The 26,088-nt window shown below is 40.5% G+C and carries 21 protein-coding genes; 9 read left to right on the top strand and 12 right to left on the bottom strand.

Going from position 1 to position 26,088, the window contains the following annotated elements:
* Nucleotides 1–2,796 (bottom strand): type I restriction endonuclease subunit R, encoded by a 2,796-nt coding sequence (locus tag MusilaSJ_RS19275; protein ID WP_274986486.1) that lies wholly within the window; start codon nucleotides 2,794–2,796, stop codon nucleotides 1–3.
* Nucleotides 2,797–3,076: 280 nt separating this feature from the next.
* Here MusilaSJ_RS19275 and MusilaSJ_RS19270 point away from each other — a divergent pair, with 280 nt between their 5' ends.
* The 8 genes from MusilaSJ_RS19270 to MusilaSJ_RS19235 all read left to right on the top strand — a co-directional run bounded on the left by MusilaSJ_RS19270 (nucleotide 3,077) and on the right by MusilaSJ_RS19235 (nucleotide 10,545).
* Nucleotides 3,077–3,664 (top strand): recombinase family protein, encoded by a 588-nt coding sequence (locus MusilaSJ_RS19270; RefSeq protein WP_274986485.1) that lies wholly within the window; start codon nucleotides 3,077–3,079, stop codon nucleotides 3,662–3,664.
* Between the two features lie 5 nt (nucleotides 3,665–3,669).
* A complete protein-coding gene (locus tag MusilaSJ_RS19265; protein WP_274986484.1) occupies nucleotides 3,670–4,014 on the top strand; it encodes a hypothetical protein in 345 nt (114 codons plus the stop codon).
* A 191-nt stretch (nucleotides 4,015–4,205) separates the two neighbouring features.
* Nucleotides 4,206–5,525 (top strand): AAA family ATPase, encoded by a 1,320-nt coding sequence (locus tag MusilaSJ_RS19260; protein ID WP_274986483.1) that lies wholly within the window; start codon nucleotides 4,206–4,208, stop codon nucleotides 5,523–5,525.
* On the top strand, nucleotides 5,509–6,102 hold the full coding sequence (locus tag MusilaSJ_RS19255) for an RloB family protein (protein ID WP_274986482.1): 594 nt from the start codon (nucleotides 5,509–5,511) through the stop codon (nucleotides 6,100–6,102). The genes MusilaSJ_RS19260 and MusilaSJ_RS19255 overlap by 17 nt, the downstream gene beginning before the upstream one ends.
* A 280-nt stretch (nucleotides 6,103–6,382) precedes the next feature.
* Nucleotides 6,383–7,630, top strand: coding sequence for a hypothetical protein (locus MusilaSJ_RS19250; RefSeq protein ID WP_274986481.1), 1,248 nt, complete (start codon nucleotides 6,383–6,385; stop codon nucleotides 7,628–7,630).
* Between the two features lie 2 nt (nucleotides 7,631–7,632).
* The gene (locus MusilaSJ_RS19245; RefSeq protein ID WP_274986480.1) at nucleotides 7,633–8,151 is read left to right on the top strand and encodes a Pycsar system effector family protein; all 519 of its coding nucleotides are present in this window, start codon (nucleotides 7,633–7,635) and stop codon (nucleotides 8,149–8,151) included.
* A complete protein-coding gene (locus tag MusilaSJ_RS19240) occupies nucleotides 8,148–9,452 on the top strand; it encodes a nucleotide-binding domain-containing protein (RefSeq protein ID WP_274986479.1) in 1,305 nt (434 codons plus the stop codon). Before MusilaSJ_RS19245 ends, MusilaSJ_RS19240 begins: the two co-directional genes overlap by 4 nt.
* 463 nt (nucleotides 9,453–9,915) lie before the next feature.
* The gene (locus tag MusilaSJ_RS19235; protein ID WP_274986478.1) at nucleotides 9,916–10,545 is read left to right on the top strand and encodes a GNAT family N-acetyltransferase; all 630 of its coding nucleotides are present in this window, start codon (nucleotides 9,916–9,918) and stop codon (nucleotides 10,543–10,545) included.
* A 24-nt stretch (nucleotides 10,546–10,569) separates the two neighbouring features.
* Here the strand turns inward: MusilaSJ_RS19235 and MusilaSJ_RS19230 are convergent, their stop codons facing one another.
* From MusilaSJ_RS19230 to MusilaSJ_RS19215, 4 genes are all read right to left on the bottom strand, one after another.
* Entirely contained in the window at nucleotides 10,570–11,805 is a 1,236-nt protein-coding gene (locus MusilaSJ_RS19230; protein ID WP_274986477.1) for a PepSY-associated TM helix domain-containing protein, read from the bottom strand.
* Between the two features lie 55 nt (nucleotides 11,806–11,860).
* Nucleotides 11,861–14,323, bottom strand: a complete 2,463-nt coding sequence (locus MusilaSJ_RS19225; protein ID WP_274986476.1) for a TonB-dependent receptor — start codon at nucleotides 14,321–14,323, stop codon at nucleotides 11,861–11,863.
* Between the two features lie 145 nt (nucleotides 14,324–14,468).
* Nucleotides 14,469–14,891 (bottom strand): hypothetical protein, encoded by a 423-nt coding sequence (locus MusilaSJ_RS19220; RefSeq protein WP_274986475.1) that lies wholly within the window; start codon nucleotides 14,889–14,891, stop codon nucleotides 14,469–14,471.
* Between the two features lie 98 nt (nucleotides 14,892–14,989).
* Nucleotides 14,990–16,861: a CocE/NonD family hydrolase gene (locus MusilaSJ_RS19215; protein WP_274986474.1), complete on the bottom strand. Its 1,872-nt coding sequence runs from the start codon at nucleotides 16,859–16,861 to the stop codon at nucleotides 14,990–14,992.
* Between the two features lie 387 nt (nucleotides 16,862–17,248).
* Here MusilaSJ_RS19215 and MusilaSJ_RS19210 point away from each other — a divergent pair, with 387 nt between their 5' ends.
* On the top strand, nucleotides 17,249–18,478 hold the full coding sequence (locus MusilaSJ_RS19210) for an endo-beta-N-acetylglucosaminidase H (RefSeq protein WP_274986473.1): 1,230 nt from the start codon (nucleotides 17,249–17,251) through the stop codon (nucleotides 18,476–18,478).
* Nucleotides 18,479–18,778: 300 nt separating this feature from the next.
* Here MusilaSJ_RS19210 and MusilaSJ_RS19205 read toward each other — a convergent pair whose 3' ends face one another.
* The 7 genes from MusilaSJ_RS19205 to MusilaSJ_RS19175 all read right to left on the bottom strand — a co-directional run bounded on the left by MusilaSJ_RS19205 (nucleotide 18,779) and on the right by MusilaSJ_RS19175 (nucleotide 26,051).
* Complete coding sequence (locus MusilaSJ_RS19205) at nucleotides 18,779–19,216, bottom strand: GNAT family N-acetyltransferase (protein ID WP_274986472.1); 438 nt, start codon at nucleotides 19,214–19,216, stop codon at nucleotides 18,779–18,781.
* A 116-nt stretch (nucleotides 19,217–19,332) separates the two neighbouring features.
* On the bottom strand, nucleotides 19,333–21,048 hold the full coding sequence (locus tag MusilaSJ_RS19200; RefSeq protein WP_274986471.1) for a GMC oxidoreductase: 1,716 nt from the start codon (nucleotides 21,046–21,048) through the stop codon (nucleotides 19,333–19,335).
* A 137-nt stretch (nucleotides 21,049–21,185) separates the two neighbouring features.
* Complete coding sequence (locus MusilaSJ_RS19195) at nucleotides 21,186–22,376, bottom strand: phosphoglycerate kinase (RefSeq protein WP_274986470.1); 1,191 nt, start codon at nucleotides 22,374–22,376, stop codon at nucleotides 21,186–21,188.
* A gap of 100 nt (nucleotides 22,377–22,476) precedes the next feature.
* Nucleotides 22,477–22,911: a GNAT family N-acetyltransferase gene (locus MusilaSJ_RS19190; RefSeq protein ID WP_274986469.1), complete on the bottom strand. Its 435-nt coding sequence runs from the start codon at nucleotides 22,909–22,911 to the stop codon at nucleotides 22,477–22,479.
* A 125-nt stretch (nucleotides 22,912–23,036) separates the two neighbouring features.
* The gene (gene gap / locus MusilaSJ_RS19185; RefSeq protein ID WP_274986468.1) at nucleotides 23,037–24,044 is read right to left on the bottom strand and encodes a type I glyceraldehyde-3-phosphate dehydrogenase; all 1,008 of its coding nucleotides are present in this window, start codon (nucleotides 24,042–24,044) and stop codon (nucleotides 23,037–23,039) included.
* A 92-nt stretch (nucleotides 24,045–24,136) separates the two neighbouring features.
* Entirely contained in the window at nucleotides 24,137–25,234 is a 1,098-nt protein-coding gene (locus MusilaSJ_RS19180) for an MraY family glycosyltransferase (RefSeq protein WP_274986467.1), read from the bottom strand.
* Between the two features lie 79 nt (nucleotides 25,235–25,313).
* Nucleotides 25,314–26,051, bottom strand: a complete 738-nt coding sequence (locus MusilaSJ_RS19175) for a glycosyltransferase family 2 protein (protein WP_274986466.1) — start codon at nucleotides 26,049–26,051, stop codon at nucleotides 25,314–25,316.
* Nucleotides 26,052–26,088 lie beyond the last annotated feature (37 nt).

Genomic DNA, 26,088 nt, shown 5'->3' with positions numbered 1-26,088 from the left:
TTAAGCCGCCAAAACTTCGTTCAATTCATTTATAATATCGCCGGTGCTATCACCAAACAACTGCCACATTTTACCTAACCCACCTTGTTTATTAAATGGATCAAGTTCAAAATCATCCTGCTCCACATGGAAGCTTGAGGCAATATAATCTTTAATCATACGCAACCACTTCATTTGTTCTTCGTTAAACTTCAATGTACCAGCCTGTTTGGTAAATACCCATTGCTGAAAGTTTAAATCGACCGTTTTGTCATACGCGGTTAAACTCTCATCAACCCCGCTAATTTTGCGGATCAGCGAAACTAAGGCTATTAATTCGTTTTTGGGCTGGTCGTTTACCTTTTCTAACTGGGCATACGCACGCCAGATATTTAACGGTGCCAATAGTGGTTTACTTATCTTGATGGTTTCAACCAGGTCTTTAATCATCTTATAAGTTAACTCACGCCTTTGGTATGGTTGTCCATAAAATAATTGTAGTGCGGTTATTTCTGATTTATTATCTTCAATCCATGTTCTAAAGTCTTGCACCAACCCTTCGGCTATCACAACATTGTCTTTAACCCAGCCTATGTTTAACAATTCGTCAGAATTAACATGGTCTATTACCTGGTCATACTGCTTACGTATATCAACCACATAATTACGTAATTCAAAACTGTTAAATACCTGGGTAGCCCGTTCAATTAGTTTTTCGTGCCGTTCTTTAAATACCGCTTCCTTTTCAATTGGGGCAGCTCCAGGCATCCTCTGGTTAATATTTATTCGAATACCTTCCAATGTATCAGGATCATACGCATTTAATAGCTGCTTAACTACATGATTAATGGTTTGGCCCTGTGCTTTTTCGGCAAAGGTCATTTTCTCTTTTTCGTTAATCAACTTATCCAAACGGATCAATCTATTAGCGAGAGTTGTGAGCATATCTTCATCGGTATTACCCATGTGTACGCTTTCAATCACTTCCTTTAAAGATAGTCCCGGTTTTTTCTCCAACGGGCGGCTATCTGTCTTCTGGCTCTTTTCTACACCAATAGCATCTATAATAACAAAATGATCCTTCGTGAATTTTGCGCCAGGCGTACCTGTGGCTTTTAATTCCTCAAGGCTGCAAGTGCGGGTGCCCCGGCCTTTCATTTGCTCATAGTAGCTCCTGCTCTTTACATCCCGCATAAACAATAAAACTTCAAGCGGACGTATATCGGTCCCAGTTGCAATCATATCAACGGTAACGGCTACACGCGGGTAGTAGCTATTGCGGAACTGTTGTAATATACTTTTGGGGTCTTCTTCACTACGGTAGGTGATCTTTTTGCAAAACTTGTTCTCTTCGGCAAACTCCTCACGTACTATATTTATTATATCATCTGCGTGGCTATCGCTTTTGGCAAATATTAGCATCTTAGGTACTTCAAAGCTTTCGGATGAAGATTCAGTGGCCGGAATGAGACGATCAGGAAACATGACAGGTAATTGATCTTTAACTGCTTTAATAATCATGCGCAGTTGGTTAGGGTTAACCACTTTATCATCTAACTGCCTGCCGTTGTATTCTACTTCTTCGTCTAATGTGTTCCAAAATTGCTTGCGAGTGAGTTTTTCACGTCTACCGATATATTCGCCCAATTCAATCTTTGAGCCTTGCTGCGTTATCTTTGTAACAACCTCAAAAACATTGTAAGGAACGAGCACACCATCTTCTACCGCTTTTTGATAGCCATAATCACACACTAAATTTTGGTTAAAGTATCCAAAGGTGCGGTTATCAGGTGTAGCGGTTAACCCGACTTGAAACGCATCGAAATAATCTAACACTTGTTTCCAAAGATTATATATACTGCGATGGCATTCGTCAATTACAATAAAGTCAAAAAACTCCATTGGGGTTCTCTGATTGTATATAACTGGTAATGGTTCCTTAACTATTGATTTTTTCTCGTTTGGATTTTCTTCTTCCTCCCGTTCATCTAATTCAGTCCCTTTTAAAATAGAATACAATCGCTGTATGGTGCTAATATATACCTGACTATCGCCTGGAATAAAGGAACTGTTCAAACGGGTTACGGCATATAACTCTGGAAACAAACGATTATCATCCTGTGGTTGATAACGTTTAAATTCTTGTTCGGCCTGTTCACCTAAATTCTTCGTATCAACTAAAAACAAGATGCGTTTGGCTTTTGCAAACGTTAACAGTCTATAAATAAATGAAATGGCAGTAAATGTCTTACCCGATCCTGTAGCCATCTGTATCAATGCTTTTGGTCGGTTATCGCGAAAAGATTTTTCAATGTTGGTAATTGCCGTGATCTGGCAATCACGTAAACCATCAGTTTCTAATACAGGAGTATCATGCAACCTGGCTCGAAGCGTTTTTTCTTCCTTTAACCATTGTTGGAAAGTTTCTGGCCTATGAAAAGTAAATAATGGCCTGGAACGAGGTTTGGGATCGCGATAGTCTGTAAAACGTGTTAACTCACCGGTACTTTCGTAAACAAATGGCAAGGAATCATTATTAAGATACTTTAGCTTCGAGGTAGCATATTCAGCTGATTGCTCTTCTACTACGGTAAGCTTCAATCCTTCATCCTCCCGTTTTGCTTCAATTACACCAACAGGTTTTTTATCAACAAATAATATGTAATCAGCAGGGCCGGTTTCAGTTTGATACTCCCTTATAGCAACACCATTACCTGCACTTAAATTAATTTGCTTTTTACCCTGTACCACCCAACCGCAAAGCAGTAATTGCTTGTCTATGTTATCACGGGCTATTTGTTCAGGGTTTTGGTTCATTAATAAGAATCAGGTTGGCGATAAAAGTAATGTTTCGGTATGTAAACTGGAAATATAAACGGACAATAAGAATATTAGTTACAAAAGGTATCAATTAGTTAATTTTCTATGTATCATAATACGTCCGTTTTTACGCGACACTTATTCAAAAATTTCTTCTTTTAAATTTTCAGTTTTATCATATATAAAACCCGAGGCGACATATTCTCAAAAAAACGTACCATAAATAAATCTCATTTTATTTATATTTGATTGAGTTAATGATACTTTATTAGTAATTATGATCATCGGATACGCCAGGGTAAGCACCCAAGAACAAAATTTGGATTTACAAATTGACGATCTTTTGAAAGCAGGTTGTAATAAAATTTTCAAAGAACACATTTCTGGTAAAAATATCCAGAGGCCTGAGCTACAGAAAATGATCAGTATACTACGCCCTGGTGATAAAGTAATGGTTTGGAAGCTTGACCGCTTAGGAAGATCGCTTCGTGATCTAATTGATTTAGTAGGTGAGTTTCAAAAACTGGATGTGAACTTCATAAGTTTAAATGACAGCATCGACACCAGTACCCCTACCGGACGTTTTACTTTTAACTTATTTGCATCTATCGCAGAATTTGAAAGAGATATTATTAGGCAAAGAACAAAGGCCGGCTTGGCAGCTGCCAGGGCAAGAGGGAAAATTGGCGGTAGGCCCAAAGGCTTGTCCAAAGAGAAGTTAGCAAAAGCTAAGACAGCAACCCTCTTATATAATTCTGGAGAAAAAACAGTTGATGAAATTTTGACCGAGTTGAATATTGGCCGGGCTACCTTTTATAGATATCTAAAACAAGTCACCAATACTCCTCAGTTAATTAACAAATAGGTTTTATGGAAGGAATAAAAAAAGACAACCCGATATATGACCCGCTGGGAATAGAAATATTTGCTATTGACGAAACCTTCGAGAGTGTTTTCAATGGTTTATCAGGTGTTTATTTTAGACTTTATTATAAAGAATCAAAGCGGCCGGAAGCTAAACACAATATCGAGAAGGAAAAACAATTTTTCAAACGATTTAGAGAAATAGGAAGACTAAAAAGATCTTATCGATATAATGATTGGGAATCAAAAAGGAAAGCAGTAGATATTTATGCTATTGAACTAAGACAAATGATAGACATTGAGTTGTCAGAATATAATACTCTCAAAAGTAGCAATCCCTCAAAAATATAAATAGCATTCGGATCAAAGTCTTTCATAGAAAGGCGATTGGTCATTGATGTGATTTATTACAAATCAATTTATAGCTGATTTGCTGAAAATACATACCATTTGATATTCTATCCGATAAAACAAGTTAATCTGCATTAAATAATCATTTTTTATCAAGTTATCGTTAAATTATTCAATTTCAATGCTTAGATTTGAAGAAAAATGTTTCTATGTTATTATCATTCGCAGTAACCAATTTTAGATCTATCCGTGAGCGGATAGAAATCAATACGCTTAAAACAGCGGCAAAAGGTTTGGTGTCGAATTATTTCAAAAGCACCGGAAAAAAACAACTTTTAAGGTCTGCTGTAATTTACGGGCCTAATGCATCTGGCAAATCGGGTTTTCTGACCGCATTTAATGCATTAAAATATCTTGTAAAAGAATCGGCCAGTTTTAAGGCTGATGAAGACATTGCTCCGTATGAGCCGCATCGCTTGGAAAAGAATTATGCTGAAATGCCGACTACTTTTGAAATTAGTTTCATTAATAAGTGGCAGTATGATTACATGGTTGTGATCGATGAAAACCAAATAGTTCAGGAAGAACTATATTATTATCCAGGCAGTTCAAAAAGCTTGCTATATTCTCGCGGTACGAAAAAAGAAATCAAATTTGGGGACTACTTTAAAGGACCTAAAAAGACCCTGGAGAAGCTTTTGTCTTCCAATCAATTATTATTATCAAAGGCTGCTGAAAACAATGCCGATGAAGTGCTTTTGATGGCTATTCGGTTCTTTACCGCCAAACTCAGGGTATATCCTATAATGGAATCATATCACGAACATAATCTTACGGTGCTTTACGCCAAACGCCTGGCTGAGGATAAAGAAAAAGCTTTCACGAACCGCTTTAATGCAATGATTTGTGCGCTTGATACCGGCATTAGTTCAGTGTCGGTGGAAGAAGTGGACTGGAACAATTACAAGTTTCCGGGACACATGCCGGATGAAGTCAAAAAACAGTTTCAAGAAGATTATAAATATGATATCAAAACACAGCATCTTGTCTTTGACAAGACAGAAAAGGCTGGTTTTGCTTCATTCGATATTAGACAAGAATCGGCGGGAACGCAAAGTCTGTTTGCTATAGGCGGTATTATATTAGATGCTTTAACGAATGGTCGTGTATTGATTATTGATGAGTTTGAAAAAAATCTCCACCCCAACATCACGGGCTTTTTGATCCAGCTTTTTCATAATCCTGTTATTAATAAGAATAATGCTCAGCTGATATTTGCAACTCATGATATCACGCAGCTTTCAAACGACCGGTTTAGAAGAGACCAGGTATGGTTCACCCAGAAGAATGAATATGGAGCCACCTCGTTGTATCGGTGCTCCGATATAGACGGTGTACGTTTGGGTACCCCTTTAGATAAATGGTACGCTTCAGGCAGGTTTGGAGCTACGCCAATCATTAATGATGCGGATTTTTTAATTGAAATGCAATCGGATGAAGTGGAAGGTTAATAAAAGAATATTGATTTTGTGCGAAGGAGTAACCGAATACCTTTACGCCAAAACTCTCCGATCGGAGCTGCCGCGTTCTTTGCAGCAGTCTATTTCCGTGGAAGTCTTTTATTCGACCAAAAATGACCTGAAACAGTTGGTTGCAGAAGCACACCGACAGCTGAAAGCTGCAATAAAGGAAAGAAACCCTTATGATATGGTCTGGCTCTTTTTTGATAAGGCCCAATGTCAGGATTTGGAAGGGACGTTCAGGCAGATTACGCGCGACCGGTTTGAATTCGCCTATTCCGCTATAGCTATTGAGCACTGGTTCATTTTACATTTTGAACATTGTGGCAGGTCATTTCAAACAGGTGAAGAAGCACTAAAACATCTGACCAAATTATGGCCTGAGTACCACAAGACCAGGCTAAATCATTACAAGCACTTGAGAGAACAGCTGGCATTGGCTATGGAGCGTGCGGAACTCGTTAATCATCGACAAGACGAGGAAACACCTATTCACATACGAAACCCTTACTTTACCATACAAAGATTAGTTAATTTTTTTGAAAGATTGAAGGAGGAAAGCATATGACGTAGCAAATAAGGATACCAAACAGAAATAAAGGTATGCGCTACAAAAAAAGCCCAGGAATTCAGCCTCCTGAGCTTTAAGTTATAGTCCATACGCGCAAGGTAAATCACAGCGAACGAACGAGGTTTTTCACGCCCTCTTGTTTTTTGAACGCTCAAAGGTATAAAATATTACCTTTTAAGCAAATAAAAACGACGTTACCTGTCATTGTCCTTCGCCTGCCCTGTACAGCTATCACAGGATAGTCCACATCAATAGAAACATTAAAGGAATAAAGACAATGACAGATCGTTTTATACAAAAACCAGTCATCCTAAATGATGACCACAGTAGCGGCAGGCTTAAGGTGAGCCTGCTGATGAGTTTGTTGCGTGAGCACCCCTACCAAGCAGAGGTAGCAGCAACATTCAAAACAGATGAAATCGCAGGTGAATATATTCAGGTTGACCATATCGATACAATATTTAAGCGTATTCAATATATTAACCAACATTTTCAGCGATTTTCCGTTAGTGCCCAAAGTAAACATATCAATATTCGGCAAAGTAAAGATCCGGTGGAAGAACTGGCCAATCCGCTTCCGCTCATTTTCAATTTTGAGGAATATGCCGAAATTGATGAGATCAAGAGCGACCTGAACTGCTATGCCATTTATGATGCGAAAAATACCTACTTCGACACCTATGATATGGCCAAATATGCGAACCGTCTTTTCAAAACAGGCTTGAGTGAGTTGGCGCAATACAATCTGGACTATTTTAAAGAACTGGCCGAAGCAGATAAACGCTATAACCGTTATCGTAGTTACCGGCTGGTGGCCAACAGCGATCAGTTGTTCTTACGCGGCATCACTTCGGTTGATCGTTATTATGAATATGGGGTTGATTTTACTTTCGTGGTAACCATGCTCGCTTTGCATCGCGACATGAAAAGAAATGAGGGGAATCAATATGCCATCAGCAGCGCGGCAAGCTCTGAATCTAAATTGGAGCTGATCATTACCGATAAGCGCCTGAAAGATGCAGGAGCATTCGGTAAGGCCTCCTCTGCAATTATCGTCACCACAAACGATTTAGGGCAAGGGTCACTAAACTACAGTAAAATCATCCGTGTTGGAGGTAGATTACACGGCGGCGTTTACTTGTTCAACAGTAATGAAGAAGCGAACAATAGCAAACTGATTATTTCGCATCGCACCAGCCCTAAAAAAACACTGGAAAACCTGACTGAATTGGATACGATCCTTAATGACACCGAAGACTTTATTAAGGACCTTTTGGCCGTTAAGGCCATCAAGACCCCGGATGAATTGAGGGCACGCATTGAATATAAGCTAACTAATCGCCGGAGTGCTTTCCGGGATATTATGGCACTGCGGGATATCTTCAAGACAAAAATTGACAACGAGATTTCGGCTTTCGCAAAACTACTTGCCATGTGTGATAAGGCCGAGCAACTGGAAATCGATTACGACCTGAAAGATAAATTACGGTATATCATTTCGGATATTATTTTAAGTAAAAAATAACAATGGGAGCAACAATAGATCAAATCAAATTTATTGTACAACGGTACGATACGTATATAGGAGGCGCCAATACCAAAGGCGCCTTCCTTCTCGCCTTTAACAGTTTCCTCTGCGGTGGACTTTTATCGAATTATAAAACGCTGATCACTTTCGTAGAAACAGACTGGTTAACCGCTTATAAATTGGCGGTACTGTGCGTTTTTATTTTAGGTGTAGGCAGCCTGGTCATTGTATTGTTCGCGATCTTTCCGTTCCTCAAATCCGGAAACTCCTCAATCGATCGTTACCATTCGCTGATCTATTTTGGTTCTGTAAGCATGTTTGATAATGTCACTAAATACCAGGAGGCACTTAATGCTGTAGATGAGCAAGCCTTTAATGATGATGTCTCAAAGCAAGCTTTTCAACTGGCTAAGGGCCTGCGCAAAAAATATAATTATCTGTCTTGGGCAACAGTGCTCATATTTATTCAACTGACTTTGGTACTTGGTATTTTGGCCTTAATACTTTTCAGCAAATGAGATTATTTGAAAATTACACCCAGGATATCGACAAATTGCTAACCGGAGATACGTATAACCATTTTAATGGTGCCGATAATATTAGGTCTGTCAGGAACGATATATTAAAAGGTAATGCGTCGGTCAAACTCTTTGCCGAGCAGAATGAAAGCCTGCAACTTAACGGAGATAAAGCCTTGCTGAATTTTGACCGTAATGGGTTACAGAAATTATTTGGCACTAACAGGAGTTCCTTCGAGCAGATCGTCATTGGCAGCCACCCTGATTTCGCCCATATTGGTCACAATGAAATGGAGTACCACCATTGTACATCTATGTTCGTTGATATCAAGGGCTCATCCAGGTTAAGGCTGAAATACCCGCTGGAGCGCGTACGGCTCATCAAAGATTCTCTACTCACACTATGTATACATGTCGCTAATTTTTTTGGCGGGCATATCCATAGACTACAAGGTGATGCCGTTTTTGTACAGTTCGCCCGCCGTGGACACTACAAAAACGACTCAGTAATCAATGCCTTAAACGCCGCTGCTGTACTTTGCCAGTTCGTTGAAAAAAATCTGAGCGCGATCTTCAGGAAGCATGGACTTGAGCCGATCAAGATCCGGATTGGAATAGATTATGGCCCTGATCAGGAAGTATTATGGTCACACTACGGTGTACCTGGTTGCGCGGAACTGACCACCACCAGTCTTCATACTGACCTGGCGGCTAAGCTTCAGCAAAAAGCTTCATCCAACGCCATTGTTATTGGTGGAAATGTGGTTAAAGAACTGGACATACCAAATACTTATTACGATTACGTTTATAAGACAAGCGACGGACAAAAAGAGATTGATCGTTATATTATCCGCGATATTTCTTATCCGCAATATGAATTCTTATGGCGAAAATACCTGCCTACCTATGATTTTGTGAACCGTGCTGGGGATGGTAGCCTGGAAATTATTGAGCCAGATTACCGACTATACTGCGAAGTCTTTGATAGCACACAGGGGCCGGAAACCTATTACCAGAATTCTCGTTCTATCGACAAGGGGAAACAAATCCGATTCATCTTGAGATTTAGGAATTCAACCTATTGCAGGCGAGATTACGAAACCATCGAGTGGAAGGTCATCAATCAAGGCGCTGAAGCCAAAGCCGTGAACAACTTGGAACCTGATTATGGAAGTAACTTCAAAAATAGCACGACCTGCGAATTGAATGCTGCCTACTTGGGTCATCATTATATCAAATGTAAAATCATTAGGCCTAATAGTGCAACGGTTACAGCGATGTTCTACGTGTTCATTCAGTAAAAGCAAAGCCAAGGCCACCAACGTTACTGGTGGCCTTTTACAAATGACAAAAAGCAATTAGCGATTAAATTTAAAGGTTAACATAGAAAACTAATAAGTAATTTATAAAATAGCACCCCACAATAAAACAAGACAAAAACTTAATAACCAGTTAATTACAAACAAAAAACCGCAATTTATTTTGTTAACATTTCTCAAATGGTAAAAATTCACAATTTGTTTGAACCACATAAACGGTCAAAAAATTGACTACAGCGTATATAAACGCTGATTTCAGCGTAAAAGGAAAATTTTAGAAATTCACAATTTGTTTGAACCGACTCATAGCTATAAATTTTGAATCATGAAAAAGTGGGAGAAAAAACCATTTATTACCGAATCATCGCTTTGATAAACTACAATTGCTTAACTAATAGCAGGGGACTAATATTTTGTATATTAAGCCTTTGAACTTAACAAAAACATGTACACCTATAAATATAAAGACCTGGCTTTTGCGTTATATGAAGCTCTCATCCCTGACCCTTTTTACATAGAATTGTTACGGGAGATCCTCGGTGGCGAGCCCGAAAAACGGGAAATACTGATGAAGTATATGGATTACTCGATGAAAGAAGGAGAAAAGTACGGCCGGTTAACTATTGCCGGTGATCCTGCTTACGGTGCCACCATATGGAGCCAGCCCTTAAACCCGGCTACAGATAATGAAAAGAGCCTGTTAAAGAAAGATTTTATAAAAACACATATGGGCGAACCGGCATTAAAAGCTTATTCAACCATACTTTCTTTCATGACCGAACAACTTGACCCGATACTGCACGATGCCTGGTATTTGTCGATAGCCGGGATCAAACCAAGTAGCCAGGGACAGGGATTGGGGGCTAATCTGTTGATGGAAATACTTAACGAAACAGATAAAAACGGGATATCAACCTATCTTGAAACGTTCACCCCGCGAAACATCAGGTTTTATGAACGAATGGGGTATAAAATAGCAAAGGAAGTAAGCGAACCGGTTACAGGCTGCCCTTACTGGATTATGATCAGGGAACCTTTAAAAGTCTCATCAGGGGTTCTTTACGAGAGGCCCTGATGAGAAAAGATAATCTTTTTCATTTTAGACAGCTTCTGCCGGAACAACCGCTTTCCCTCTGCTGCGCACGGCTTTATCCTTCTTTTTACCAGTACGGTTAAGCCACATCATTACACCAGTTACCGGAAAAATAAGCGACACCAACGTAATCAAAAAAGCCAAAACCTGGGTAGGCCAGCCATAAATGGAACCTGTATGAATGGGTTTAATTACCCCTCTGATACGCTGACCAAGGCTTTTATCAGCATATAAAGCCGATCCGGCAAGTTTGCCAGTGTACTGATCTATATAATAAGTATCGGTAGCCAGTTCAACAGAACCTTTTTTGAGCACATTAAAAGTATACACAGCTGCCGTATCGCGCGGGTAACGGATAGTGTAATTTTCGGCACCGGTTATTTTGTTGCCTAAGGCACTAACAGCCGCATCCGGCGAGATGGCGGCAACGCCCGGCTGGTAAACCGAAAGCGGGGCTTTGATATCTTCTTTGGCAACCACCTTTGAGTTGGTAAGAAAAAACAAGGTATTATTTGCCCACTTAAAAGTCATTACCAGGCCCGAAGCACAAATAATGATCAAAAATATAGAGGTATAAAAACCGGTGACAATATGCAGATCATGTGTGAGGCGCTTGCCGCTGCCGTCCCATTTTATCTTAAGTCGCTGCTTCATAATGGCCTTGGTTTTAGGCCACCAAAGTATTACACCTGTAATCAGTATCCCCAGGAAAAACAAAGTCGAAATACTGATCACCCAATCGCCTACACTATTCTTTCCGCCTAACAAATAGCGGTGAAACATTTCTACCGAATACAGGAACGTTTGCCTGCGGTTAAACTGATCAACTATTTGCCCGGTATAGGGATTTACAAAAGCAGTAAGGTTTGATCGCTCGACATCTTTTGGCTTCGCATCTTTTTTTCCATGAACTCCGGCATGCTTTTCTGTTTTAGGCGCATCCGCTGGTTTCTTACCTTTTTTTTCGGGCACTATAAGTCCCACTTCAACCGAACGTTCCGGATCATCATAAACCATAACTGTCGCCAGTTTTGATTTAGGCACCTGTTTTAACACACCTTCCGTTAAAACAGCCAGCGGCAACCTTTTATCCTGCGCTTTTATAAAATACCGCTGCGGATGAAGTGCCTGCTGAATTTCTTTTTCAAAAACCAGCATCGTACCTGTTAAACATGAACAGAAAATAACCACCCCGGCCGCAAGGCTTAAATAAAGGTGTATGGTGCGGAAAAATGCTTTCATCGATTGCTATAAGCATAAAAACCGGGCATGTTGCCATGCCCGGTTAGTTTTGTTATTAAAATTTATAACTCAATGAGGTTAAGAACTGCCTTGGCGGTATAGGGTTAATGCTATAATTTTCGTGCACATTATAATTAAGCACGTTGCCAATATTAGAGATCTTACCAATAATAGAGATCTTTTTATAAGTATAACCTACCGAAGCATCAACCGTGGTAAAGCCAGGTACATTAACTAACCTTGATATTGTTTGGGTTTGACCTACTGTATTAGCGTTACCAGCAACGCGGTTGCCCAGGTAGTAAACAGATGCGCCTACTTTAAACCCTTTCAAATCGCCATTGTAAAACGTATAAAACACGCTGGTGTTAGCTGTATGCTTTGGTGTGTTCAATAATGGCTGCCCGGCTATATTGCTGCCAACTGCAGTTCCTGTTTTGGTGTATTTGGCATTGGTGTAGCTGTAGCCTGCCAATACATCCAGGCCTTTTACCGGGTGGCCGGCAATATCAACCTCCAAGCCATCGCTCTTTGTTTCACCGCTCAGTACTTTGATGTTGGTGTTGATATTTGGCGTAGCACCATCAGCCTGGAATGGTGCAGTTTGGGCCAGGTTATTATTTTTAATGCGGTATGCTGTTACATTTACAGACAGGTTGCCGTTCAGGAAATCATTTTTAACACCAACTTCGTATTGATCAATCATTGAGGGATCAAGCGGATTGTTATTAATGTCGGTACCTGTATTTGTTACAAAAGAATTGGAGTAGCTTGCGAACAGGGCTGTATTAGCTATTGGCTTGTAAACGATGCCTACACGCGGTGAAAATGCCTTATCTTCTTTACCGGCTGCCGGGGTAGCAGTAGCAAGTGTATTATAGTTGCTAACTGATGTTGGTGATATATATTGATATGACCAACGGATGCCGGCAAGCACCTTAACTTTTTCGGATAAGCTAATAAGGTCGTTAGCATAGGCACCAAAACGGTTAGTAGGTGTTAAAATGCTATAAAACGGGTTCATCTGCGGCTTATCGGTACGGAGGGTGTATTTATCAAGGTCAAAAATATTGATCTTATCATAAACAGCATTTTGCGGGGTATTATTTTGATCAAGATAGCTTGATACCTTATTTACCGTAGCAACATAGGTGTAAGCATTATTGCGGTACCAATCGGCATCAACACCGGCCAATATATTATGCTTTATAGAACCTGTGTTAAACTGACCGGTAATATTAAACTGACCTGTATAATAATCTTCAAGTGTTTCGGCCCTGTTTAGGGTACGGCCCCAATCGCCATTGGCATCAGGTAATACACGCTCGGTTGTTTGATACTGGCGGTTAAAATGTTGGTATGAAAAGCCACCGCTTAACTGCCAGAGGCTATTGAGCTGGTGGTTAATGGTTGCTGTTGCAGTAGTTTGCTTGGTATTACCTGTTGACCATAACGCGCCCAAATACCTGTTGCGCGGAACTTTGGCGATAACGTTATTGATTTGCCCGGTTCCGAAATCGGGGGTAAAATCGTAGTTAAGATAATCGCCCTCCACAATCAAAGTTGTTTTATCATTTATTTTGTATAAGAATGAAGGGTTGATGTATTCTTTTTCTGATTTTACATTATCGCGGAAGCTTTTGGCATTTTCATAGGTACCATTTACGCGGTAAGCTAATTTGGAAGATATAGGGCCGTAAACATCAAACGAAGGACGGTAAAGATCATAGCTGCCATAAGTCATTGACACTTTGCCGCCCTGTACAAATAAAGGTTTTTTGGTTACCATATTCAGGATGCCGCCGGGTGCCACGTTTCCGTATAACAAAGCGGCGCTACCTTTTAATACCTCAACACGTTCCAGTGAACTAATCTCCGGCACAACGCCCGAGTTAACCCGGAAACCATTTTTAAAAATATTGTTGCTTCCAAAATTATAACCGCGGGCACCAAACGTTTCCTGGGTATTGCCGCGACCGCTATAAAGGTAAACACCGTTCACATTTTTGATGACATCACTTAAACGCAATGATTGTTGCTGATCAAGCACATCCCGGCCTATTACGGTAACGCTTTGTGGCAGGTCTATTGGCGATATGTTCATTTTGCCAATATTTAATTTTTTACGGTTAATTGTTTTTGTAGAAGAAACCACAACTTCATTTAACTCGGCCGAGCTTTCATAAAGTTTAAAAGATACTGTAGTTGTTTTATTTGCAAACACATTTACAGTTTGCTCTTCTGTCTTTGTACCAATGTACTTAGCAATCAGGGTGTAAGTACCGGGCTTAATATTATTAAAAGTGAATGATCCGTTATCGGTTGTGACAGTGCTTTTGTTTAAGCCTTTAATGGCCACGTTAACAAAAACGGCCGGTTGATCATCGCTGGTTTTAACAACACCGGTAATTTTGCCGTTATTGCCTTCGTCATCAGCTTTCAGTATCAGGGTATTTGAAAACAAGAATAAAATTAAAAAAGTGATTGTACGCAGAGAAGAGTAAAGGTTGCTTGCCATTCTATTTAGATTAAGTCTAATTAAGCGCAAAAGTATAAAAAGACTTTCTTTTTGCAAGTTTTATTTATAATTAGTTTAAATAACATCAAATACAAAAAGACCGCACCTTTATTATTGTGCAGTCCTCTGTTCAAAAAAAATTTTATTAATTAAATGTTATTTTATCCGGGCCGGATATTTTGGCGATGTGGCAATTACACCCACCTGAAATTTTAAACGTGGTGGTTTTGGTAATATTGGTAATAACATCAGTTGCAGTAAGTTCTACATCGTCGCCCTCAGTTGAAAACTCACTTTTATTATTATCTGTAGCAATAGTAAATAAATTAGGCCCGGCAGATGGCACAACTGCGCCATTACCTTTGGCAATTATAGCCTGATGAGTTCGTAAATTGATGACAGTTACATTTTTCCCTGGCGTAGGCAGCCCTTCCGTGGTAACAAAGCGCACAGTTATTGAAGCAAACTCAAGAGTGCAGGCCTGGGCCAAACATCCCTTTTGCTGGTTATGTTTTTTACAACCCAAAAAAGTTACAGCTAACAGGAAAAGAAAAACGCATTTGCGCATGGCTATGGGGGTTAATTAATAACCAGTACGTTAATCCTCTATAAAACGTAACAGCCTACTTTAATCACTTGATGCTGTTACGTTTACAATAAAATACGTTATTCAATAACCCTAACTTTCAAATAACTTGGGTTAGCTTTTGAGGTATAAACTTTATGAGTTGCTTTTTTAAAGTCTGTATCCTTAGCCTTCATAATATCCTGGAACTGCTGGGTGTTCCTGTCGATAAGCGGGAACCAGGTGCTTTGAACCTGCACCATCATGCGGTGCCCTTTTTTGAAGGTGTGCAGCACATCCTGCAGTTCAAAATTAACAGGGGTTACTTTACCAGGCACAAAAGGTTCTGGCTTATCAAAACCATTACGAAATTTACCTCGCATAGCCTCGCTGCGTACCATTTGCTGATAACCGCTCAGGTATACGTCTTTACCCGCCCATTTGGTGTTTTTGGTAGAGTCAGGATAGACATCTATTACCTTAACCACCCAGTCGGCATCGGTACCTGTGGTTGATACTTTAAGATTGGCCCAGATATTACCGGCAATAGTTACATCTTTATCTAAAATATCAGTTTCATAAGTAAGCACATCCGGGCGCTGCGATGCAAAACGCTGATCAGCGGTCATGTACTCGCGCTTCATATCCATATCAATGCTATTAATGAAAGGCACCGGTTTGTTAGGGTCGGATATAAATTCGTCATGGCTATCGGCTACGCCTGTTGGAGCAGTAAATGACAATTTACCGCCCGGCAGCAGGTACAGATTTTTTTCTGCCGATTCTTTTGGCGGCCATGTGTTATAAGTTTTCCACTCGTTAACACCGGTTTCGAAGGTAGATACCGGCTTCAGGTCGAAATCAGCAGTACCTTTTAAATAGTGACTAAAGAAAGCGAACTCAATTTTTTCACGATAGAACGGGCCGGTAGGGCCACCGAAACCAACATCACCCAGGTGATCGCCATCACCGCGCGCCCAGCCGCCATGTACCCACGGCCCCATGGTAAAATAAATCGGGGTTTTAGGGTTTTCTTTTACCAGCGTTTTATAGGTATTGATAGCGCCATACAGATCTTCGGCGTCATACCAGCCTCCGGTTACCAGTACCGCTGTTTTTATATCATGAAGATGATAAAGTACATTACGATCTTTCCAATGCTGATCATAGTTAGGGTGATCAAGCATTTCGTTCCACAAGCGGATAGTATCTTTATAATATTTAGTGTTTGAATTTTTAACTGAGCCCATTTTCAGGAAAAAGTCATACCCATCCTCCGTACCTGCATCAAACCTTCCGCCGCGGCGCTGAGTTGGTTTATCATCCTGCCTGTTGGTAAAGCCCGGATAAAAACCAAAGTTTGCTACCAGCATAAAGGCACCGTTATGAAATGCGTCATCGCGATACAAGTCGGCAATTGGCGCCTGCGGCGATGCAGCTACCAATGCCGGGTGACGGCTTAACAAAGCTGTAGTAGTATAAAAGCCCGGATACGAAATACCCCATACCCCAACCTTGCCATTGTTATTGGGGATATTTTTCAGCAGCCAATCAATTGTATCATAGGTATCGGTACCCTCATCAACATCTTTATTGGTTTTATGATCTTCCTTTTCGGGGGTCATTTCTTCATAAATACCTTCACTCATCCAACGGCCACGTACATCCTGGTAAACAAAGATGTAACCGTCGTGAGCGAATAATGATGATGGCCCAAGGCTGCCTTTATACAGTTCCGTACCATAGGGCGCCACGCTATATGGGGTCCTGTCCATCATGAAAGGATATTTTTTTGACTGGTCCTTAGGTACATATACCGAGGTAAACAGCTTTTTACCATCCCTCATCGGGATCTGGTATTCATATTTCTGGTAATTGGCTTTAATGTAATCAGCATCGGGCGCTTTGGGTTGCGCATAAAGGCCTGATGCCGAAAGCAAAAGGCAGAGAACGAAAAGTAAATTTTTCTTCATAAAATTTTTGTCAGTCAATCAAATGTAACCAATAAAATAAAATGGGCAACTAACGATGCTGCGATTTAATCAAAGCATTGTTTTTGTTACAGAACAGGGGTTTTTGTTATAGTTAAAATTAAGTGTAATAAATACCTTTATTAACCATAATAATATTTTTATAAAATAATAATTAAAACCTGTAGGCAATTATACACGTTTAATGGTCTATTACCTTGAACCAAAATAATATCGGAGCGAGGACCTAAAGCGCCCGGAAACCTAAAATATTTAAACAGTTTTTTTAAGAGATAGTGATTATCCCCTGGCTATGACCTGGGCCTGCTTTACGCAACCGTATGCTAAAACAATTTATCTTTTATAAACAATTTAACAAACACACCAATTATGAGAACAAACTTTAATCAATTATTAACCAAATCCCTTACCACCTTGTTGGGGGGTGCTTTACTGATTACCGCAGCCTGTAACAAAGACCACGCGCCGGCACCTGCTGATCCAAGCGCTTCATCATCAAAACTGCATACCGACGCCATTGGTGTAGCCGGACCAAAGACTGTTTGCTATGTAGAGGTTAACAGCAATGATATCCGCAATGTGGGTAATTACACGCTCTCAACCGGCGAGCAGCTTTTTGATATCGGTATCATATTTGCAGCAAACATCAACTACAACACCACAACCCAAAAAGCCGAACTCTATTTTAATCCGCAGGTAACCAATGTGCTCAATAATAAAGCTACCTATATCCAAAGCTTACAGGCTAAAGGCATTAAAGTACTGCTATCAATTTTAGGCAATCACCAGGGCGCCGGCATCAGCAATTTCCCAAGCCAGGCCGCAGCCAACGATTTTGCCCAGTTGCTGAGCAACGCGGTTACTACCTATGGGCTGGACGGGATCGATTTTGATGATGAATATGCTGATTATGGTACCAATGGTACCGGCCAGCCAAATGACAGTTCATTTGTTTACCTCGTTACTGCCCTGCGTAACCTGATGCCAGGCAAAATAATTTCGTTTTACTTTTATGGCCCGGCAGCATCACGGCTGAGCTATAATGGAGTAACGGTAGGCTCAAAAGTTAACTATAGCTGGAACGCTATTTATGGCACTTATTCTGTGCCGAACGTTCCGGGACTCACCGCCGCCAACCTTGGCCCGGCCGCTATTGATATTCAAAGCACCAGTTCATCAACCGCGGCGTCGCTGGCTACTCAAACAGTAAATAACAATTACGGCATCTACCTGTCCTATAACTTACCGAATACAGATGTGCACACCTATCTTTCGAGCGTATCCAACGCACTATACGGTAAGCCTACAGTTTATACGGGTACAAGTGCTACAGGGGTAACTTTTTACCAGGATATCAATTACGGGGGCACAGTTACCAGCGCCATCCCTAAAGGCACCTATACCCTTGCCCAATTGCAGGCCTACGGCTTCGTGGATAACTGGGCTTCATCGGTAAAAATCCCAACGGGTTGGACAGTCACCATGTACGCAAACAATAACTCTACAGGCACATCCTGGATACGGACATCGAACACAGCTAATTTTACTACATTATCACCTAATGCCAATGACGTGGTAACTTCGGTTAAGATTCAATAAAATAAACGGAACTGTGTTATAAATCAAATTGACCATCCTTGGTGTTGGTGTTGTGTTACCTATGAATTGAAATTTAGCCGATAATATTTATACAAAAAGGGGGTTAACATATTTTTGCATAAAAAGCACACAATTATTTGATAATGAACTACATAAATAAATATTAACCCTAAATTGTGTTAACCCTGTTAACCCCCTTTTTGTCAATAGAGTCAACCTCAGACTATATATTGTTTAAGTATTCGAATAAGTTAAAAAAACGAGGCTGTATCACGATTATGTGATACAGCCTCGTTTTTTTTATATGTTTCGCTGCATTAAAAAATAATCCCCAAGGCTATCAGCACCATTGTCTCTCACTTCCCAATTTAAGGCACGATAAAATTGAACTGCTGCCTCATTTTTAACAAGACATTTTAAACTAAGTGGAGCTGGGTAAGTTTGAAGTGCCAAAGCAAGCAGCGCTTTACCGATACCTTTTCCTCTATATACCGTATCAATATATAAATGATGAATAAAAGCATCGGGAGGCCAAACAGCCATAAATCCTGCTATCTGATCATCACATTCGGCTACCCATATATCTTCATCACGTGTGTGAGCATCAAAATCACTCAATGTAAACAAGGAGCTATCCATCCAGTAAAAAGTCTGGATCCGGCATAGCAAATAAAGCTCCCGGAGTTTTTCGCGATCCCCCTCTTCAAAACTCCGGATATGTAAATTAACTAATTTCAATATCTGCGAAAGTATTATTTATTAATCATCCAACCTTTTTGAAGGTCAAGCAAACTTAATCCACCCATAAGTTTTTCCTTTAAATTATCTTTTTCGAAACCAATCGAAGACAAAAATCATATGTTGTTTTTCCGCAATTCATCTGCCGCATAGTTTGCAGCCCTCGCAGTTAGGGCCATAAAAGTTAGCGACGGGTTTTGAGTACCGGTTGATGTCATACAAGCCCCATCGGTTACAAATACATTGGGGCATGCATGCAATTGGTTCCATTTATTTAACAATGAGTTTTTAGGATCGGTTCCTATCCTTACTCCTCCCACCTCGTGGATATCTAAACCAGGCGCCTGCTTGCTATCGTTAGGGGCTATATTTTTGCAGCCGGCCTTATCAAGCATCTCGGCACCCTGCTGCAAAAAATCGTTCATTGATTTCACATCGTTATCATCATAGTCTACCGAAACGGATAGTAATGGTATACCCCATTCATCTGTTTGGTCTTTACTCAGGTTCACCCTATTTTTAGCCTTGGGAATGGTTTCACCCTGCATCATCATGTATACATTCCAGTTGCCTGGCTCGGAGATATTGTCTTTATAGTTGGCCCCAATCTGATCGCCGTCAACAGCATGCCCCCAACTGCTCCTTGTAGCGCTATAAAACGTCATATACCCTCTTAAAAAGTCGGTTTCCTGTTTATAAACGTTTCTAAAATTTGGCATCATAACCGCAGCCGGCCTCCGGCCATAGTAATAGGTATCCAGGTAACCATCAATGGTTGCCGTTAACGATCCGCGGTAATTATGAAATGCGATATACCTGCCAAGCAAATCGTTATCGTTCCCTAAACCGTTTGGAAACCTGCCTGATTTTGAATTGAGTAAAATAAGGTTAGAGTTTAACGTAGCAGCATTTACAAAAATGATGCGGGCATAATATTCTGTGACTGATTTGGTATGTGTATCTATTACCCTGACACCTGTCGCCTTTCTCTTTTTTTCATCGTAAATAATTGAATGTACTACGGCATCGGGCCGGAGGGTAAGATTCCCCGTTTTAGCAGCCCATGGCAAGGTTGAAGAATTAGAGCTAAAATAACCACCAAACGGGCAACCGCGCTCACATAAACTCCTGGCCTGGCATTGCCCCCGGCCCTGTTGTAAATGAATTGGTTGCGGTTTAGTTAAATGTGCGCACCTGCCAATAACAACATGCCTGTCTTTGTATGCATCCATGATTCTTTTTTGAATCTGCTTTTCAACCACATTCATTTCCCATGGCGGTAAAAACTCGCCATCCGGCAGCGTTTCCAATCCATCCTTGTTACCGGCAATGCCGGCAAATAACTCTACATGACTATACCATGGTGCAATATCGTTGTAACTTATAGGCCATGCTGTAGCAAAGCCATCTCTTGCCGGGCCCTCAAAATCAAACCTGCTCCAGCGCTGGGTTTGCCTGGCCCATAGCAATGATTTACCGCCCACCTGGTACCCACGAATCCAGTCGAATGGTTTTTCCTGAACATATGGATGCTCTTTATCTTTAACAAAAAAATGAGTCGTAGCCTCGCTAAAAGCGTAACACTTTTCGGCTATCGGATTTTCGCTTTTTATGGTATTGGGTAAGTGCCCCCGATGGGGGAAATCCCAGGGATTTTTAGTAGCGGTTGGATAATCTTTTAAATGAGTAACATTCCGGCCACGTTCCAGCACCAATGTTTTCAGTCCTTTTTCGCATAGTTCTTTGGCAGCCCATCCGCCGCTAATACCCGATCCAATCACTATGGCGTCAAACGTGTGTTGAGCCTCTCCTCCCGAATTAATGTTGATCATATTTCATAATTGGCTTAAACAACAATGCAAAACTCAATTTGAAGTTAAGATAATTATCAGGGATAAATTGATCGGCAACGGCTTTAAACAAAAAAAGCTCCGTCACCGGAGCCTTTTTTTGTTTGTTTTAGTTCTTATTAGTCGTTGATTGCTTTTACGCCTGGCAATTCTTTACCTTCCATGTATTCAAGCAATGCACCACCACCGGTTGACACGTAGCTTACCTCATCAGTCATGCCGAATTTGGCTACAGCAGCAGCAGAGTCACCACCACCAATCAGCGAGAAGGCACCGTTTTCTGTTGCTTTAGCTACAGCTTCGGCAATTGCTTTAGTACCGCCTAAAAATTTCTCCATTTCAAATACACCCATGGGGCCGTTCCATAAAATGGTTTTTGATTCTTCAACTACCTTGTTGAATAAAGCAACAGTTTCAGGGCCAATATCAAGGCCCATCCAGTTGTCTTTTATTTCGCCTGTTTTAGCAATATCCGTGTTAGCATCATTTGAAAATGCATCGGCAATGATATTATCTAAAGGCAATAACAGGTTTACGCCTTTGTCTTTTGCTTTTTGCCTTAGGCTGATTGCCAGATCAAGTTTATCCATCTCAACCAGTGAGGTACCAATGTTACCACCATCTGCTTTAGCAAAGGTATAAGCCATACCGCCGCCGATGATCAGGTTATCAACTTTTTCAAGTAATTTTTCGATAAGCTCAATTTTATCAGAAACCTTTGAACCGCCCATGATAGCAGTAAAAGGCTTAGGAGCGTTGTTCAGGATCTTTTCAGCATTATTCAATTCGGCTGCCATCAGGTAACCAAAAAATTTAGCTTCAGGGAAAAACTGGGCAATGATAGCGGTTGAAGCGTGTGCGCGGTGAGCGGTACCAAAAGCATCGTTCACATAAACATCACCTAATTTCGAAAGCTTTTCTGCAAAGGCAACATCACCTTTTTCTTCTTCTTTATAAAAACGCAGGTTCTCTAATAATAAAACCTCGCCGTTACCAAGCGCTTTTGCTTTTTCAACAGCTTGCTCACCAATGCAATCATCAGCAAACTGAACTTGCTGACCCAACAGATCAGACAAATGAGATACGATATGTTTTAATGAATATTTTTCTGTAGGACCATCTTTCGGTCTGCCAAGGTGCGACATCAGGATAACTTTGCCGCCATCTTTCAATATTTTTTTTATGGTTGGCAAAGCTGCCGTCATACGGTTATCGTCGGTAATATTGTAATTCTCGTCAAGAGGCACGTTAAAATCAACCCTGATGAGGGCTTTTTTACCTGCAAAACTAATTTGATCTACTGTTTTCATATCTATTAAAGGGTCATTTGTAATGAACGGCGCAAATTGAGCATTTTAATTCAAAATACTTAACGAAAAACGAAAAAAGCTGTTTTAATCGGCCAAAATTTCATCTTATTTTAACATACATTACATGATGAGGACCAATGCCCGGCACCTCAAATTCGGGCGAAACGATCTCGAAACCGAGACTACTGTAAAAGCGAACTGCTTTTTTACGGGCATTGCACCACAGATAATCCGCCTTTTGCCTTCGCAGGTATACCAAAGCAAAGTTAACCAACTGATTGCCGAAGCCCTGCCCTCTATATTTTTCGATGGTGGCCATGCCCCGGAGCTGGTACCCGGTACCCTTAAATTCCCGATAACTTTGCGGGTGAAATGAAGCGATACAAGCCAATTCATCATCAACAAAATAACCAAGGTGGAAATTACCGTCATTATTATCTGACGGGAAACGGCATTCATCAAGGGTGAGCCTTCCTTCGCGCAGTACCTCGTTACGTACATGCAGCAGCTCATCTACTTTTATAAACCTGATCATGCTGCAAAATTGGAAAAATTCATAGGACCGAAAATTTTAATTCCACTAAAATTACAGTGGCAACGAGCTATTTCGGGTATCCTGGGAGCCACTCAAATTATACAGAAAATAACTTATGCTATTGTTTAGGCAGGCTGTTTTTTAATTTCGGCTATTTGTACCACCAAATCGGCCAGCCGGCTGCTGTATCCCATTTCATTATCATACCAGCCAACAACTTTTACAAGGCCGCCCACTATTGACGTTAGTTGGGCGTCAAAAATACAGCTGTGGGAGTTATCCAATATGTCGGTTGATACAATAGGATCTTCCGTATATTCCAATACATTTATCATTGGCCCGTTTGCAGCTTGTTTAAATGCTTTATTAATTTGAGCTATGGTTGGCTGCTTTTTGAGGCTGCAGGTAAAATCAGTTAATGAGCCGTTAAGTACCGGTACACGAATTCCTGCTCCGCCCAAACGGCCGTCCAAATGGGGGAATATAGCTGTTATTGCTTTAGCAGCACCCGTAGTGGTGGGTATAATAGAAGCCGATGCGGCCCTTGCCCGTCTAAGATCTTTATGAGGTGCGTCATGCAGACTTTGATCCCCGGTCATGGAGTGAACGGTAGTAATGTAACCATCAATGATACCCCAGTTTTCATCTAATATTTTTACCATTGCGGCAACATTATTAGTTGTACATGATGCGTTTGACAGCACAGGGGATTGCAGGTCAATCTCCCCGTCGTTTACGCCAAGCACTACAGTTGGTACATTTTTATCGGTTGATGGTGCAGATATGATAACCTGCCGTGCTCCGGCGGTTAAATGAGCCTCAGCACTCCCCCTGGAAGTGAATTTACCTGTAGATTCTATTACGATATCAATATCCAGTGCTTTCCAGGGCAGTTTAAGAGGGTCGCGCCCGGCAAATACCTGTATGTGGTTACCGTTAATAACAAGACTGTTATCATCAAAACTCACCGTACCCTTAAAACCCCGGTGAACAGAATCATACTTAAATAAATGCGCGAGGGTTTGCGTGTCGGTAAGGTCATTTATAGCAACCACCTGTATTTCGGGGTGCAATAAAATATTTCTTAAAAATATGCGGCCAATGCGGCCAAACCCATTTATAGCTATCTTCATTGTATGCTGATAAATAAAGCATCAAAGTTAATGAAGATGGATGGTTAATTTGTTTACTTCCGGTATTACTACTTGCAGGTTACAATTGTTTATTAGTCGCTAAAATTCCGGACTACCAAGGCTTCATCTTTTTTTGAACGGATAAAATAAGTGACCATCCCGTTGAAGGATATCGACAATAAAAATATAAGAACAATAAGCCAGGAGTTATTTAAGTTACTTAACACCAGCACCATTACTATCGAAACAAGGTTTAGGCATGCTAAAACAAGGGTAGTTTGCAGATGTGTTAAGCCCATTTTTAACATGCGATGGTGAATGTGATTGCGGTCTGCATCAAAAGGGGATTTTTTGTTTAAGAGCCGGATAGTGAAAACCCTGAGTGTATCAAAAACAGGGCCTATAAGTACTGCTACAATTAAAGCCGGAGCTGTATATATAAAAGGTAATTTAACAGTCGAAACCTTACTTAACTCAATAAATCTAATAGCCATTACTGCAGATACCAGGCCAATAAGCAGGGCTCCGGTATCGCCCATAAATATTTTAGCGGGGGTTATGTTAAAACGCAAAAAACCAGCCACCGCCCCAACCATAGCAAGCGAAATTGCCGCAAGCTCATACTTGTTCATATAAATAAAAAGTGCTGCAAAAGTGCTGTTGGCAATAATACCCGTAGTTGCAGCCAGGCCGTCTATACCATCAATAAGGTTAAAAGAATTGATGATGAGCATAATAACCAGTATTGACAATATTATGCTGGGTATATATGGCAAGGCCGTAATATTAAAAACCCCGTACATGCTGCTGATCCGGATATCTCCGGGGATAACAAGTATGGCAGCAACCACAAACTGGATCATGAACTTAGTGCTTGAATTAACCCCCGAAAGATCATCCTTTAACCCCATTGCAAACAAAATTATACATGCGGTAAGCAGGTAACTAATGGGCAACGACTTATCAATAAACAGCAGAACTGTAATAGTGAAGCTTACAAAAATAGCCACCCCGCCTAAACGGGGAATGCCGTGGTCATGCTGTTTCCTGAAATGGCCAACATCATCATATAAATGACGTGCACGTGCAACATGTAAAATTGAAGGGATACATAATAATGTTACAAGAATTGAAAATGCAACTATCAGCAAATTGTAAACAAAATGATAAGAGCGTAGAAATTCAAGCATATGCTATAAATGTGTTAGTGACCGGCTTATTCATTTATAAATACTTATACGACAGGAAACATAAAAGGTTAACTAAAGATTAAAGAAATTGTGAAATTTTCCTAATGGGTTTCAGCACAACTGCAAAAACAGGTAAAAACACATTGTTTTCGCGCATTGCTTTCAAATCAAATGACCACGCCTTAAACCTGTTCATTAAATTGCTGTTGCTGATACCCCCTACCTGCATTTTAACCAAGACTTTGTTAAGATAAAAGCTCCTTATCTGCCAGTTATGCAGAAACCTCGCCATTAATTCATAATCGCCTGCAGAACCATATTCAAGGCTGTAAAAGCCATGTTTCTCAAACAAATAGCGTTTACAATAGAAGGTAGGGTGCGGGGGCATAAAACCACGGTTAAAGGAATTTTTTCCACAAGCGTGACTTTTCCATTTACGGGTAATTTTCCCTGCAGAATTTATATAATCAAGGTTTCCGTAAACGATCTCTGTATCACTGTTTGAAAAAGCCTGTGCCACTGCTGATAAAACTTCCTGATCTGCAAAAAAATCATCGGCATTAAGCGTACCAACTATTTCGCCTGTTGCTAAACGGATCCCCTTATTAATTGCATCATAAATGCCCTGGTCAGGCTCAGATATCAAAACTTTGATGTGCGATTTATGTTGATCAATTACTTGCAGGGAATTATCTGTTGAGCCGCCATCAATTATAATATACTCAATGTTGTTGTAATTCTGACCGATAACAGATTCGATACATCTTTTAATAGTATCCTGGGCATTGTAAACGACAGTGATAACCGAGATCTTCAACCTTGCAACTTTGGGAAAAATACAACGTATTAATACC

This window comes from Mucilaginibacter sp. SJ (genome assembly GCF_028993635.1).
Lineage (GTDB): Bacteria > Bacteroidota > Bacteroidia > Sphingobacteriales > Sphingobacteriaceae > Mucilaginibacter.
The sequence above is the reverse complement of the archived record's forward strand: the minus strand, read 5'-3'. Positions and strand labels throughout refer to the sequence as shown.

Bases quoted from the DNA above. Each gene is read 5' to 3' on its own strand.
- MusilaSJ_RS19200 (WP_274986471.1), bottom strand. From the start codon at position 21,048: ATGATCAACATTAATTCGGGAGGAGAGGCTCAACACACGTTTGACGCC.
- gap (WP_274986468.1), bottom strand. From the start codon at position 24,044: ATGAAGATAGCTATAAATGGGTTTGGCCGCATTGGCCGCATATTTTTA.
- MusilaSJ_RS19215 (WP_274986474.1), bottom strand. From the start codon at position 16,861: ATGAAGAAAAATTTACTTTTCGTTCTCTGCCTTTTGCTTTCGGCATCA.
- MusilaSJ_RS19245 (WP_274986480.1), top strand. From the start codon at position 7,633: ATGGGAGCAACAATAGATCAAATCAAATTTATTGTACAACGGTACGAT.
- MusilaSJ_RS19235 (WP_274986478.1), top strand. From the start codon at position 9,916: ATGTACACCTATAAATATAAAGACCTGGCTTTTGCGTTATATGAAGCT.
- MusilaSJ_RS19240 (WP_274986479.1), top strand. From the start codon at position 8,148: ATGAGATTATTTGAAAATTACACCCAGGATATCGACAAATTGCTAACC.
- MusilaSJ_RS19230 (WP_274986477.1), bottom strand. From the start codon at position 11,805: ATGAAAGCATTTTTCCGCACCATACACCTTTATTTAAGCCTTGCGGCC.
- MusilaSJ_RS19265 (WP_274986484.1), top strand. From the start codon at position 3,670: ATGGAAGGAATAAAAAAAGACAACCCGATATATGACCCGCTGGGAATA.
- MusilaSJ_RS19275 (WP_274986486.1), bottom strand. From the start codon at position 2,796: ATGAACCAAAACCCTGAACAAATAGCCCGTGATAACATAGACAAGCAA.
- MusilaSJ_RS19250 (WP_274986481.1), top strand. From the start codon at position 6,383: ATGACAGATCGTTTTATACAAAAACCAGTCATCCTAAATGATGACCAC.
- MusilaSJ_RS19225 (WP_274986476.1), bottom strand. From the start codon at position 14,323: ATGGCAAGCAACCTTTACTCTTCTCTGCGTACAATCACTTTTTTAATT.
- MusilaSJ_RS19195 (WP_274986470.1), bottom strand. From the start codon at position 22,376: ATGAAAACAGTAGATCAAATTAGTTTTGCAGGTAAAAAAGCCCTCATC.
- MusilaSJ_RS19210 (WP_274986473.1), top strand. From the start codon at position 17,249: ATGAGAACAAACTTTAATCAATTATTAACCAAATCCCTTACCACCTTG.
- MusilaSJ_RS19180 (WP_274986467.1), bottom strand. From the start codon at position 25,234: ATGCTTGAATTTCTACGCTCTTATCATTTTGTTTACAATTTGCTGATA.
- MusilaSJ_RS19220 (WP_274986475.1), bottom strand. From the start codon at position 14,891: ATGCGCAAATGCGTTTTTCTTTTCCTGTTAGCTGTAACTTTTTTGGGT.
- MusilaSJ_RS19255 (WP_274986482.1), top strand. From the start codon at position 5,509: ATGAAGTGGAAGGTTAATAAAAGAATATTGATTTTGTGCGAAGGAGTA.
- MusilaSJ_RS19190 (WP_274986469.1), bottom strand. From the start codon at position 22,911: ATGATCAGGTTTATAAAAGTAGATGAGCTGCTGCATGTACGTAACGAG.
- MusilaSJ_RS19270 (WP_274986485.1), top strand. From the start codon at position 3,077: ATGATCATCGGATACGCCAGGGTAAGCACCCAAGAACAAAATTTGGAT.